Here is a 12,893-nt window from a genome sequence, read left to right on the forward strand (position 1 = left end):
CTTTATGCGCGTCAAACTGACAGCCAAACATCCGCGTCCCACTTCGGCGACGCGTTCACCGGTTCGAACCGGCACGGTCACCGGGCGCAAGCCTGTTCGCGCGCCGTCGCCGGACGAGGCACGTCCCAAGCGCGCGACCCCGCCCGCGACCGACAAGCGCGAAGCGCGCGCGTCCAAGCCGCGCGGTGACGATTCGCGTCCTGCTTTTGGCGATCGCGGTCCGCGTAAATCGTTCGAAGGCCGTCCGCCTGCGCGTGGCGAGCGTCCTGCTGGGGGTGATGAACGTCGCCCGTTCAAGCCGCGTGGTGACGATTCGCGTCCTGCTTTTGGCGATCGCGGTCCGCGCAAGTCGTTCGAAGGCCGGCCGCCCGCGCGTGGCGAGCGTCCTGCTGGTGGTGACGAGCGTCGGCCGTTCAAGCCGCGTGGTGACGATTCACGTCCCGCGTTTGGCGATCGCGGTCCGCGCAAATCGTTCGAAGGCCGGCCGCCTGCGCGCGGCGAGCGCCCTGCCGGGGGTGACGAACGTCGCACGTTCAAACCGCGTGGTGACGATTCACGTCCTGCGTTTGGCGAGCGTGGTCGCGAAGGCCGTCCGCCTGCGCGCGGCGAGCGCCCAGCCGGTGGCGACGAACGCCGCCCGTTCAAGCCGCGTGGCGACGATTCGCGTCCTGCATTCGGCGATCGCGGTCCGCGTAAATCGTTCGAAGGCCGTCCGCCTGCGCGTGGCGAGCGTCCTGCCGGTGGTGATGAACGTCGTCCGTTCAAGCCGCGTGGTGACGATTCACGTCCTGCGTTTGGCGATCGCGGTCCGCGCAAGTCGTTCGAAGGCCGTCCGCCTGCGCGCGGCGAGCGCCCAGCCGGTGGCGACGAGCGTCGCCCGTTCAAGCCGCGTGGCGATGATTCACGTCCTGCATTCGGCGATCGCGGTCGCGAAGGTCGTCCGCCGGCGCGCGGCGAGCGTCCTGCCGGTGGCGATGAACGCCGCCCGTTCAAACCGCGCGGCGATGATTCACGTCCTGCATTCGGCGATCGCGGTCCGCGCAAATCGTTCGAAGGCCGTCCGCAAGCGAGCGGCGACGAGCGTCGCACATTCAAACCACGCGGCGACGATTCACGCCCCGCGTTCGGCGATCGCGGCCCGCGCCGATCAACGGAAGATCGCCCGTTCAAATCGCGCGAGGACCGCGCGCCGGGCACGCGTCCCGCACGCCGCGACGACGATCGGCCGTTCGCCAAACGCGATGATCGTATCGAAGCGCGCAAGCCGCCCGCACCCGCCGCGGAATCCGCGCCGAAGCATCGCGACCACAACGACGGCCTCGTGCGCCTCTCCAAAGTGATGTCGGAACTCGGCCTCTGCTCGCGGCGCGAAGCCGACGAATGGATCGAGAAAGGCTGGGTGCTCGTCGACGGCGAAGTCATCGACACGCTCGGCACGCGTATCCGTCCGACGCAGAACGTCGAAATCCTGCCCGCGGCGCGTTCGGCGCAGTCGCAACTGGTCACGATCCTGCTGCACAAGCCGGTCGGCTATGTATCGGGTCAGGCGGAAGACGGCTACGAGCCCGCGGTCACGCTCATCAACCCGGGCAATCACTGGAACGAGGATCGCTCGGGCATACGTTTCGCGCCGGGACATTTGCGCACGCTCGCGCCTGCGGGCCGTCTCGACATCGATTCCACCGGGCTTCTCGTGCTGACTCAGGACGGCCGCATCGCGAAGCAATTGATCGGCGGCCATTCGGAAGTCGACAAGGAATACCTCGTGCGCGTGCGCCTCGGTGAGCACACGGTCGATGTCGACCAGCAACTGCCCGCCGAGAAACTCGCGCTGCTCCGTCACGGCCTCGAACTCGACGGCGTGCCGCTCAAGACTGCGCAGGTGAGCTGGCAGAACGGCGAGCAGCTCCGCTTCGTGCTGCGCGAAGGCAAGAAGCGGCAGATTCGCCGGATGTGCGAACTGGTCGGGCTGGATGTCGTCGGCCTGAAGCGCATTCGCATGGGCCGCGTGACGCTCGGCGACTTGCCGGCCGGCCAGTGGCGCTATCTCGGCCCGAACGAGATGTTCTAGGCGAGCCGCACGGTCCGCACGCACCTTCGTTCGAACGTGCGTGCGCGCGTCTGTTGCGTCGCAAAAAAACGACGTTCCCGCAAAAAAATAGGCACGATGCAGTCCCGATCGTGCCTTTTCGTTTTCAGCCGTTTTTTGACTAAAGAAAATGAATCATCGATCCGTTACACCTGTCATGCGGATGCGCGCCACGCGGCCCCCGCTCAGATGGACGGAAGCAGGATCAGCAGCATTGAACGGCAATGATGGAGAATCGCCATGTCAGTTGAGATCATCGTTCGTGAGACAGGAACCGGTCTGGAGATCGTGAGCGGCCGACGACGGCTCGAAGCCCTGCTCGCCCTGCGCGACGAAGTCGTCGTGATGAGCCCCGGCATCGGAGAAATGGTCATCGCCCGCCTGCCCGATGGACGCCTCCAGGCATCCGCGAATCCGGAGCACGTCGCCGTATTCCGCCAGCCGGAAATCAGCGGCAGCTCGAAAACACTGGCGTAAAAAGGCCGCTTCTGCCGAAGCGGCCCTTTGCGTGATTCCGTACGGTCCGAAGCGCGCGGCGTCAGTCGTCGCGCGCCGGGTCGAGCCCCGGAAAGAGCACTTCCGTGAAGCCGAACTTCGAGAAGTCGGTGATGCGCATCGGGTAGAGCTTACCGATCAGATGGTCGCACTCGTGCTGCACGACGCGCGCGTGAAAGCCCTCGGCCAGCCGCTCGATGGCGTTGCCGTACTGATCGAAGCCCTGGTAGCGGATCATCGAAAAGCGCTGCACCGCGCCGCGCAAGCCCGGCACGGACAGGCACCCTTCCCAGCCTTCCTCCATGTCGTGCCCGTTCGGCGTGATGATCGGATTGATGAGCACCGTCTCCGGCACCGACGGCGCGTCCGGATAACGCTCGTTATGTCCGAAGCCGAAGATCACCACCTGCAGATCGACGCCGATCTGCGGCGCGGCGAGTCCCGCGCCGTTGGCGTCGCGCATCGTGTCGAACATGTCCTGCACGAGCGCGTGCAGTTCGGGGGTGTCGAAATGCTCGACCGGTTGCGCGATACGCAAAAGCCGCGGATCGCCCATCTTCAGGATTTCGCGAATCATGGAGTGACTCCTTCCAAAAGCCTACGCATGCCGTCTTCGTCGAGAACGGGGACACCGAGTTCCTCTGCTTTCGCGAGCTTGCTGCCCGCTTCCGCACCCGCCACGACGTAGTCAGTCTTCTTCGATACCGAGCCGGCCACCTTCGCCCCGGCCGCCTCCAGCATCTCCTTCGCTTCCTCGCGCGCGAGCGTGGGCAGCGTGCCCGTCAGCACGACGGTCTTGCCGGCCAGCACGCCTTGCGGCGCCTTCGGCGCAGGCGGTCCTTCCGGCCACGACACCTTCACGCGCAACTGCTCGATCACATGCTGGTTGTGTTCTTCGCTGAAGAAGTTGTGAATCGCTTCCGCAACGATCGGGCCGACATCATTGACTTCTAGCAACTCTTCGACGGATGCCGCCATGATCGGATCCAGCGAGCCGAAGTGCTTGGCCAGATCCTTCGCCGTCGATTCGCCCACATGCCGGATGCCGAGCGCATAGATGAAGCGCGCGAGCGTGGTCTTGCTCGCTTTCTCCAGCGAATCGATCAGGTTCTGCGCCGACTTGTCCGCGAAGCGGTCGAGCGCGGCAAGCGTCGAGAAGCCGAGACTGAAAAGATCCGCCGGCGTGCGCACGAGGTTCTGCTCGACCAGTTGATCGATGATCTTCTCGCCCAGCCCATCGATGTCGAGCGCGCGGCGCTGTGCGAAGTGCCAGAGCGCCTGCTTGCGTTGCGCCGGACAGAAGAGCCCGCCCGTGCAGCGCGCGATCGCCTCGTCCGGCAGGCGCTCGATCTTCGAGCCGCAGACGGGGCATTCCGTCGGCATCACGAATTCGCGCGCATCGTCGGGACGGCGATCGAGAATCGCGCCGACCACTTCGGGAATCACGTCGCCCGCGCGCCGCACCGTGACCGTATCGCCGATACGGATGTCCTTGCGCCGGACTTCATCCTCGTTGTGCAACGTCGCGTTGGTGACCGTCGCGCCGCCGACGAACACAGGCGCGAGACGCGCGACCGGCGTGATCGCGCCGGTGCGGCCGACCTGCACGTCGATGGCGAGCAATTCCGTCAATGCTTCCTGCGCCGGGAACTTGTGCGCGAGCGCAAAGCGCGGCGCACGCGACACGAAGCCGAGCTTGTCCTGCTCGTCGCGGCGATCGACCTTGTAGACGACGCCGTCGATGTCATACGGCAGCTTGTCGCGCTTCTCGCCGATCTTGCCGAAGAAGCCGAGCAAGCCCTCGGCGCCTTCGACCACCGCGCGCTCCGCGTTCACCGGCAAGCCCAGTTCCTTGTACCAGTCGAGCAGCGCAGCGTGCGTGGCCGGCATCTCGGCGCCTTCCAGCACGCCGATGCCGTAAGCGAAGAACGACAGCGAGCGTTGCGCGGTCATCTTCGAGTCGAGCTGGCGCAAGCCGCCCGCCGCCGCGTTGCGCGGATTCGCGAATTCGCGCTGTCCCGCGTCGCGCTGACGCGCATTCAGACGCTCGAAGTCGCGCTTGAACATCAGCACCTCGCCGCGCACGTCGAGCCGCTTCGGCACATTCTTGCCTTTCAGCGTGAGCGGAATGGAGCGGATGGTGCGCACGTTCGCGGTGACGTCCTCGCCGGTCGCGCCGTCGCCGCGCGTCGCGGCCTGCACGAAATGGCCGTCATCGAAACGCAGGGAAATGGCGAGGCCGTCGAACTTCAGCTCGCATGCATATTCGACGGGCGTGTGGCCCAGTGCGTCGGACACGCGCTTGTCGAACGCGACGATGTCCTCGTCCGCGAAACCGTTGTTGAGCGAGAGCATCGGCACGTCGTGGACGACCGGCGTGAAGCCCTCGGCCACTTCGCCGCCCACGCGCTGCGTCGGCGAATCCGGCGTGACGAGATCCGGGTGATCGGCCTCGATGCCCTGAAGCTCCTTGAAGAGCGTGTCGTATTCGGCGTCGGGCAGATCCGGCTGATCCAGCACGTAGTACGCGTAGTTCGCGCGCTCCAGCTCCGAGCGCAGCCACGCCGCGCGCTCGGCCGGACGATCGGCGCTTGGAACGGCAGCTCCCGACGTGGCGGCAGCGGCGGACTCGGCTTTTGTTTTTCGGGACATGCGGCTTCGGGAAAGTGGATAAGTCAGTCAACCGACCGTTCGATTGTCTCAGAAGATCGGTAAATCGTGGCATCGGCCGAATGGCCTAAGTGCGGGCGTCGGTGCGGCGGCGCGCACGCAAAGAAAAGCGCCCCGGCCGGGGCGCGTTTCTCTTGCGGCAAGCGCGCGTTGCGAGCCGCGCGCATCGAACGCTTACTGGCTGAAAAGACGTCGCGTTGCAGGCGAGCCGGCCGGCATGCCCGCCTGCTCCAGCTTCGCATAAAGCGTCATCAACTGCTTTTCGATGGCGAGCAGCGCGGATTCGGGCAGCGGCCGCCGCTGATCGTCGACGACACGCGCGCCGATGCGCTCCGACAGCGACTTCGCGTAATCGCACATCAGGCGGAACGGCAGGATGTCCTCGTCGGCGACAGGCACGTCGAGCACCAGCGTGATCATCTGGCCGCCCTTATAGGTAAGGTCGTCGCGCAGGAAGTTGGTGTCGCCGAACTGGAGCATGAAGACGGGATTTTGCTTCGCGTCGAGCTTCACGAAACGCGTGCCGTCGCGCGACAGCAGCAGGCCGTCCTGCGACGCCACCGCCTGCACGTAGTTCGCGGACCACGGCGCGCCGTCGGAGAGGATGTTGATCGAGAGTTGCGCGTCGCACTGCGCGGCGAACGCATCGAGCTCACGCGCCATGCCGACGGTCTCCATCATGTCGGGAAATTCGGGCGCGCCGTCGATGGCATCGGCGAGGCGCTGCACGCCCGTCACGAACTCGGAGAATTCTAGTTCGTTGAGCGGGCCGCTGCGGTTCGCGAGTTGCGCGGCCGCGCGCAGCTCGTCGTAGCGCATGCCGTTGCGCGGCAATTCCCACGCTGCCTCGCCCTCGGCCTTGCCTTCGATCGTGACGGGCTTCGTGCCCGCCCGGCGCAGACGCTGCGCGAGCGGAATCACGCGATCGCCCGGGACCGGCGCGGCGAGGCGAATCGGCACCACGCAGTCGATGCGCCGATCCACGACCGCCGGCGGCGCCGACGAAATCGTGGTGGCGGCGGGCATCACCGGTTCGGTGCGTTCATCCTCATTGTCGATTTCGGTTTCCTGCGCGGCGCCATTGGCGGACGTCGCCTCGGCCTGGAGATCGACGGCGGTATCCGCAGGTGCGACCGGCGGCGGATTCGCGCCGCCGAAGCTCGGTTCCATCCGCGTATCGCGCGGCTGATCGTCGGCGCTATCGACATCGCCCGCGACCGGCTCGCGCCGCGACTGGCGCACGGGCTCGATGAACGGCTGTTCGTCGTCGGCGTCCTGGCGCGCGAGCGCATCGGCCGCATCATCGGGCATCGGACGCGGCATCTTGCGACGCACCTTCGCGCTCTGCCACGCGTTGTACACGACCACGCCGCCCACCACCACGGCTCCGGCTCCAATCAAACCGAGTGTCAACTCGTCCATGCAGGCTCCATCATCCTTTTAGGTTACGAAGCGCCGCGCGATCTGTCGCACGCATCGCGCCGCGTTCCGGCTCTTCGCCGCCGCCTGGCCGATGCGCGCCACTCCGCGCCTTGACGCACGCCGCCGGATCACCGTCCGGCCCTTCGATCAATCGAAACTTTTGCGAACCGCGATGCTTCAGCCGTTCTGCGCGAAACCCGCCGCGGCTTCCATGTCCACCGCGACGATGCGCGACACGCCCTGCTCCTGCATCGTCACACCGATCAGTTGCTGCGCCATTTCCATCGCAATCTTGTTGTGCGAAATGAACAGGAACTGCGTCTTGGCCGCCATCGCGCGCACGAGGTTCGCGAAGCGCTCCGTGTTCGCGTCGTCGAGCGGCGCGTCCACCTCGTCGAGCAGACAGAACGGCGCCGGGTTCAACTGGAACATCGCGAACACGAGCGCGGTCGCGGTGAGCGCCTTCTCGCCGCCCGAGAGCAGGTGAATCGTCGAATTCTTCTTGCCGGGCGGCTGCGCCATCACCTGCACGCCGGCGTCGAGGATTTCGTCGCCGGTCATGATGAGCTTCGCCTGCCCGCCGCCAAAGAGACGCGGGAACAGTTCGCCGAAGTGACGGTTCACCTCGTCGAACGTGCCTTGCAGCAGCGCGCGCGTTTCCTGGTCGATTCGCTGGATCGCGTCTTCCAGCGTGCCGATGGCGTTGTTGAGATCCGCCGATTGCGCATCGAGGAAGTGCTTGCGCTCGGTCGCCGTCGTGAGCTCTTCGAGCGCGGCCATGTTGACCGGGCCGAGCGCCGTGATCGCGTTGTTCAGGCGCGTGACTTCGCCTTGCAGATACGACGGCTTCATGTCCGGCGTGAGCTTCTCGGCGAGCTCGGCTTCATCGACGCCCGCCGCCTGCAGTTGCTCGACGAACTGCTCGCCGCTGATACGCGCGGCCTGCTCCTTCAATTGCAATTCGTTGATCTTGTCGCGCAGCGGCTGCAGCGAGCGTTCGGCCATGAGACGCTGCTCGTCGGCCTGACGCAGACGTGCAGTGAGATCGTCCAGTTCGACGCGCGCCGCATGCAGGGATTCCTCGCGCGCCGCGCGCACTTCGAGTGCGTCGTGCAGACCGGTTTGCGCAGTCTGCTCGTTGATGGTTTCGAGCTCGGCGCGGGCATCTTCCAGCGCGCCCGCGATGCGCTCGCTCTGATCGTGCGCCGTGTCGATGTTGCGCCTGTACTCGTCGATCTTCGCGGACAGGCCGCGCACGGCGAAGCTCGCGTCGCTCGCGGCGCGCTCCAGTTCGCGCAGCTCGTGACGCGCGTTCGTCAGTTCTTCGTCGAGCGATTCGAACGCGAGCTGGTTGTCTTCGAAACGCGCCTGCAATTGCGCGATCTCGCCATCGTGACGCTCGAACGCGGCTTCCGATTCGGCGCGCAACGCACGCTGCTCTTCGACCTGCGCGGCGATCTCTTCCAGTTCCTCACCGATCTGCGTATTGCGCTGCGTGTAGCGTTCGTGCGCCTGCGCGAGCTTCAGCACGTCGAGCTGCAATGCGTGAACACGCTGCGTCGCGCGCTCCGCGGCGGCGCGCGCCTCGGCGAGCGTTTGCGAGCCTTGCGTGTGCGCGGCATCGGCACGCACGGCGTTGGCCTTCGCTTCGTCGGACAGGAGCGCCTGCGCGCGCACCTGCTTCGTGAGATTCTCGATTTCCTGGGCCCGCGCAAGCATGCCTGCCTGTTCGGAATCCGGCGCGTAGAGCTGCACGCCCACGCGCGTCACGATGTGTCCCGCCTTCACGACGAACGCGGCGCCCTCCGGCAACTGATTGCGCGAAGCCAGCGCCTGCGCGAGATCGTCGACGATGAAAGTCGTGGCGAGCCATTCGTTGAGCACGGCGCGCAGACCCGGATCGTCGATGCGCACGAGCGACAGCAGCGGGCGCAAGCCATCGGGCGTCTGAACCGGCTTGCCCGCGGCGGGCGGCGAATAGAACGCGAGCTTGGCGGGCGGCGCATCGGTGGCGAACGCCTTGACCCAATCCAGATTCGATACTTCCAGCGCGGCGAGGCGCTCGCGCAGCACGGATTCGAGCGCCGCTTCCCAGCCGGTCTCGACGTGCAGCTTTTTCCACAGACGCGGCAGCGCGCCGAGCTCGTGCTTGTCGAGCCACGGCTGGATCTTGCCTTCGGTCTGAACGCTTTCCTGAAGCTGCTTCAACGCGGCGAGGCGTGCTTCGAGCTGATGAATCTGCGCGCTTTCCTTCTGCACGCGCTCTTGCGCTTCGCGGCGTTCGGCGTCCAGACGCGGCGCCGTTTCCTGAGCATCGGCGAGGCGCGCTTGCGCTTCGGCGAGAACCTCTTCGTTCTCGGCAAGCTGCATGCGCAACTCTTCGAGATGCGCTTCATCGGGCGCGTCCAGCCCTTTCGCTTCGCTCTTGAGCCGCTCCTGACGCTGCTGCAATTGCTGAAGCTGCTGATCCGCATTGCGCTGATGCGCCGCTTCGAGCTTGAGCGCCTGTTCCGCGCGCGCGATGCCCGCACGCTCTTCGTTCAGTTGCGCCTGCGCGTCGCGCCAGCGGGCTTCGAGCGCGGGCAGCGCGTCATGCTTCGCGGCGGCGGTATCCGCGGCGATCGCGGCTTTTTCCTCGCCTTCGGCGAGCGCTTCGGTGGCGGTGTCGATTTCGTCGTGCGCCTTCTGCGCCTGCACCTGCCATTGCTCGCGCTGCGCGGTAAGCGCGGCGATCTGCGCCTGCACGCGATTGCGCGACTCGACGATGAAGCGGATCTCCGCTTCGAGCCGACTCACTTCGGCATTCGCTTCGTAGAGCGAGCCTTGCGCGCCTTGCATCGTGTCGCTCGCGCTGTAGTGCGCGACACGCAGCGTTTCCAGTTGCGCTTCGACTTCACGCAGGCGCGCGGTCTGCGCTTCGAGCTCGACCTGCGCCTCGCGAATCGCGCGTTGCTGGCGCTCGGCTTCGTTGCCCGCTTCCTTCTTGCGCAGCAGCCACAGCAGGCGTTGCTTCTCTTCGCCCTCGGCCTGCAGCTCCTTGTACTTGGTCGCGACGACCGCCTGCGCTTCGAGCTTCTCGAGATTGTTCGAAAGCTCGCGGACGATGTCCTCGACGCGCGTCAGATTCTCGCGCGTGTCATGCAGACGGTTCTCGGTCTCGCGACGGCGCTCCTTGTATTTCGACACGCCAGCTGCTTCTTCGAGAAACACGCGCAGCTCTTCCGGCTTCGCCTCGATGATGCGCGAGATCATGCCCTGCCCGATGATCGCGTAGGCGCGCGGGCCGAGACCCGTGCCGAGGAAGATGTCCTGAATGTCGCGGCGGCGCGCGGGCAGATTGTTGATGTAGTAGCTGGAGGTGCCGTCGCGCGTCAGCACGCGCTTCACGGCGATTTCGCCGTAGCTGCTCCACTGACCGGCGGCGCGGCCGTCGGCGTTATCGAAAATGAGTTCGACGCTCGCCCGGCTACCGGGCTTGCGCGCCGTCGATCCGTTGAAGATCACGTCCTGCATCGATTCGCCGCGCAGCTCGGAGGCGCGCGATTCGCCGAGCACCCAGCGCACGGCATCGATGATGTTGGACTTGCCACAGCCATTCGGTCCGACCACGCCGACGAGCTGGCCGGGGACCTGGAAATGCGTGGGATCGACGAAGGACTTGAAGCCAGCGAGTTTTATCGAGGTCAGACGCACGGCGATATCGCTGTTTGGAATTGATGACGGAGGATAGATGGCAGACGAACCGCATTGCGGCGCGTCGATCGCATTCGGTCACGCAGCGCGACAACACATGCGTGTCCCGGCGAAGCGGACACCATCATACCATCGCGCGAGTCGATTTCTTTTTGCTTTCCGGCGCGTCTTTGGCGATCTCGGGCGCTTCGGACGCGGGAGACGAGCGCTGCCCGCCCTGCCGATGCACCCATGCCGACAGCACGCACGCCACGACGATGCACGCGCCGCCCGCCCATTCGCGCGGGCCGGGCACTTCGCCTGCGAAGAGCCACGCCGAGAGCGCGGTGACGACGAGCTCGAAGAGCATGATGATCGACGCGCGATTGGCCGGCACGCGCGCGAGCCCGATCTGCACGATCATGTTGTTGCCCGCGAGCACGACGCCCAGCCCGATCACGATCAGCGTCACGGTGGGCAACAGCGCGGCGGCGGGCGGCGCGGGCATCGGCTCGAAACACGTGACGAGCGACGCGATCAGCGCCGCGCCGCCGAAGATCACGGCCGTGCGCATCTCGGGCTTCATCGCGGGCAAGGTGCGCGTGACCTTGACGACGAGCACGTTGCTCATTGCGAAGCCCATGCCGCCCATGAGACCGGCCCATTCCGCGAGATCGGCGGGCAGCGGCATGCCGAGCTCGGGCGACCACAGCATCGTCACGGCGCCCGCCAGCGAAAGCAGCGAGAGCGCCGCATCGGCGCGGGTCAGGCGCTCCTTGAGGATGAAGTGCGCGAAGATCGCGGTCCACGCGGGCGTCAGATAGAAGAGCAGCAGCACGCGCATCACCTGGCCGTGGATCGCGCCCCACACGAAACCGATATTGGTCACGCCCGCCGCCACGCCGAGCGCGACCAGCAGCCAGTGCCAGGAGAGCGTGCTGATCGAGCGGCGTTTCGCGAGCAGCACGAAGACGCACGCGGCGGCGCTCGTCGTCGCGCTGGCGGCCGTGCCGGAGAGGCCCATCGCGGCGAGCATGCGCATCGGATACCAGACGAGACCCCACACCGACGCGCCCAGCATGATCGCGAGCGTCGGCCATGCATTGCTGAGGCCGCGGGTCATGCCAGCGCCTCATCTGTTTTTGTTACGGTCATTCGTACTGTCGTCCTTCGTGTCGCGCGCCGCTGTCCGTTTCCGGGCCAAGGCCGCGCGCTATAATCCCAGGCTTGCTTCGCGTCCGTTCGATGTCTTCCGATGCCGCGCTCGCAGGCGCTATTTGCCTCGCGCGCATCGCTCACTGCTTACCGGTCACGCCGTGAATCCACTTCTCAAGAAACTTCAGCCTTATCCGTTCGAAAAGCTTCGCGCGCTCTTCAAGGGCATCGAGCCGCGCGCGGGATTCACGCCGATCAGCTTCGGCATCGGCGAGCCGAAGCATCCGACGCCCGCGCTGATCCGCGACGCCGTGATCGATTCGCTCGACGGCCTCGCGTCGTACCCGGCGACGCTCGGCAGCGAGCCGTTGCGCGCGGCGATCGCGGCGTGGGTGATGCAGCGCTACGGCCTCGCATCGATCGATGCGGCGACGCAGGTGCTGCCCGTGTCCGGCTCGCGAGAAGCGCTCTTCGCGCTCGCGCAGACCGTGATCGACAGCCGCACGGCCAGCGCCGCCGAACCGCCCATCGTACTCTGTCCGAACCCGTTCTATCAAATCTACGAAGGCGCGGCCTTGCTCGCGGGCGCCGAGCCGTACTTCTTGAACAGCGATCCGGCGCGCAACTTCGCGTGCGACTATTCCGCGGTGCCCGATCACATCTGGGCGCGCACGCAACTGCTGTACGTATGCTCGCCGGGCAATCCGACGGGCGCGGTGCTCACGCTCGACAACTGGCGCGAGCTTTTCGCGCTGTCGGACAAACACGGCTTCGTGATCGCGTCGGACGAGTGCTATTCGGAAATCTATTTCGACGAAGGCCATCCGCCGCTCGGCGGCCTCGAAGCGGCGCGGCTGCTCGATCGCTGTTTCGATCGCCTCGTCATGTTGTCGAGCCTGTCGAAGCGCTCGAACGTGCCCGGCATGCGCTCGGGTTTCGTCGCGGGCGATGCGTCGGTCCTGAAGGATTTCCTGCTCTATCGCACGTATCACGGCGCGGCGCTGTCGACGGTATTTCAACGCGCGAGCGTCGTCGCGTGGCAGGATGAAACGCACGTGCGCGACAACCGCGCGAAGTATCTGAAAAAATTCCAGACAGTCACGCCGATGCTCGCCGACGTACTCGACGTGCGCCTGCCCGACGCCGCGTTCTACCTCTGGGCGAACGTTTCGGGCACCGGGCTCACGGATACCGAGTTCGCGGCGCGCCTGTACGCCGACTATAATGTGACGGTTCTGCCGGGCTCTTTTCTCGCTCGCTCCGCGCACGGTACGAATCCCGGTGAAGGTTTCGTGCGTATCGCGCTCGTGGCCGAAACCGCGGAATGTGTCGAAGGAGCCCGCCGCATCGTCGAATTCTGCCGCTCGCTCAAGTCCTGACTTACGTTGAG

Annotated in this window: 8 protein-coding genes; 3 read left to right on the forward strand and 5 right to left on the reverse strand. The window is 65.9% G+C overall.

Annotated elements, in window-relative coordinates; translation table 11 throughout:
• Window positions 1-4 precede the first annotated feature (4 nt).
• Window positions 5-2,071 carry a pseudouridine synthase gene (locus IAG25_RS42235; RefSeq protein ID WP_187604912.1) on the forward strand — a complete coding sequence of 689 codons (2,067 nt, stop codon included), beginning with the start codon at window positions 5-7 and terminating at the stop codon, window positions 2,069-2,071.
• Between the two features lie 258 nt (window positions 2,072-2,329).
• Window positions 2,330-2,566, forward strand: coding sequence for a hypothetical protein (locus IAG25_RS11320; protein WP_035503535.1), 237 nt, complete (start codon window positions 2,330-2,332; stop codon window positions 2,564-2,566).
• 61 nt (window positions 2,567-2,627) lie between these two features.
• Here the strand turns inward: IAG25_RS11320 and def are convergent, their stop codons facing one another.
• The 5 genes from def to IAG25_RS11345 all read right to left on the reverse strand — a co-directional run bounded on the left by def (window position 2,628) and on the right by IAG25_RS11345 (window position 11,471).
• Window positions 2,628-3,161, reverse strand: a complete 534-nt coding sequence (gene def, locus IAG25_RS11325) for a peptide deformylase (protein ID WP_187604913.1) — start codon at window positions 3,159-3,161, stop codon at window positions 2,628-2,630.
• On the reverse strand, window positions 3,158-5,236 hold the full coding sequence (gene ligA, locus IAG25_RS11330) for an NAD-dependent DNA ligase LigA (protein WP_187604914.1): 2,079 nt from the start codon (window positions 5,234-5,236) through the stop codon (window positions 3,158-3,160). Before ligA ends, def begins: the two co-directional genes overlap by 4 nt.
• A gap of 192 nt (window positions 5,237-5,428) precedes the next feature.
• Complete coding sequence (locus IAG25_RS11335; protein ID WP_187604915.1) at window positions 5,429-6,676, reverse strand: cell division protein ZipA C-terminal FtsZ-binding domain-containing protein; 1,248 nt, start codon at window positions 6,674-6,676, stop codon at window positions 5,429-5,431.
• Between the two features lie 177 nt (window positions 6,677-6,853).
• A complete protein-coding gene (smc, locus tag IAG25_RS11340; protein ID WP_187604916.1) occupies window positions 6,854-10,369 on the reverse strand; it encodes a chromosome segregation protein SMC in 3,516 nt (1,171 codons plus the stop codon).
• Between the two features lie 124 nt (window positions 10,370-10,493).
• Complete coding sequence (locus IAG25_RS11345; protein WP_187604917.1) at window positions 10,494-11,471, reverse strand: DMT family transporter; 978 nt, start codon at window positions 11,469-11,471, stop codon at window positions 10,494-10,496.
• A 193-nt stretch (window positions 11,472-11,664) separates the two neighbouring features.
• On the opposite strand from IAG25_RS11345, the gene dapC reads away from it, so the two are divergent.
• Window positions 11,665-12,882, forward strand: coding sequence for a succinyldiaminopimelate transaminase (gene dapC / locus IAG25_RS11350; protein ID WP_187604918.1), 1,218 nt, complete (start codon window positions 11,665-11,667; stop codon window positions 12,880-12,882).
• Window positions 12,883-12,893 lie beyond the last annotated feature (11 nt).

This window comes from Caballeronia sp. EK, from assembly GCF_014384845.1.
Taxonomy (GTDB): domain Bacteria; phylum Pseudomonadota; class Gammaproteobacteria; order Burkholderiales; family Burkholderiaceae; genus Caballeronia; species Caballeronia jiangsuensis.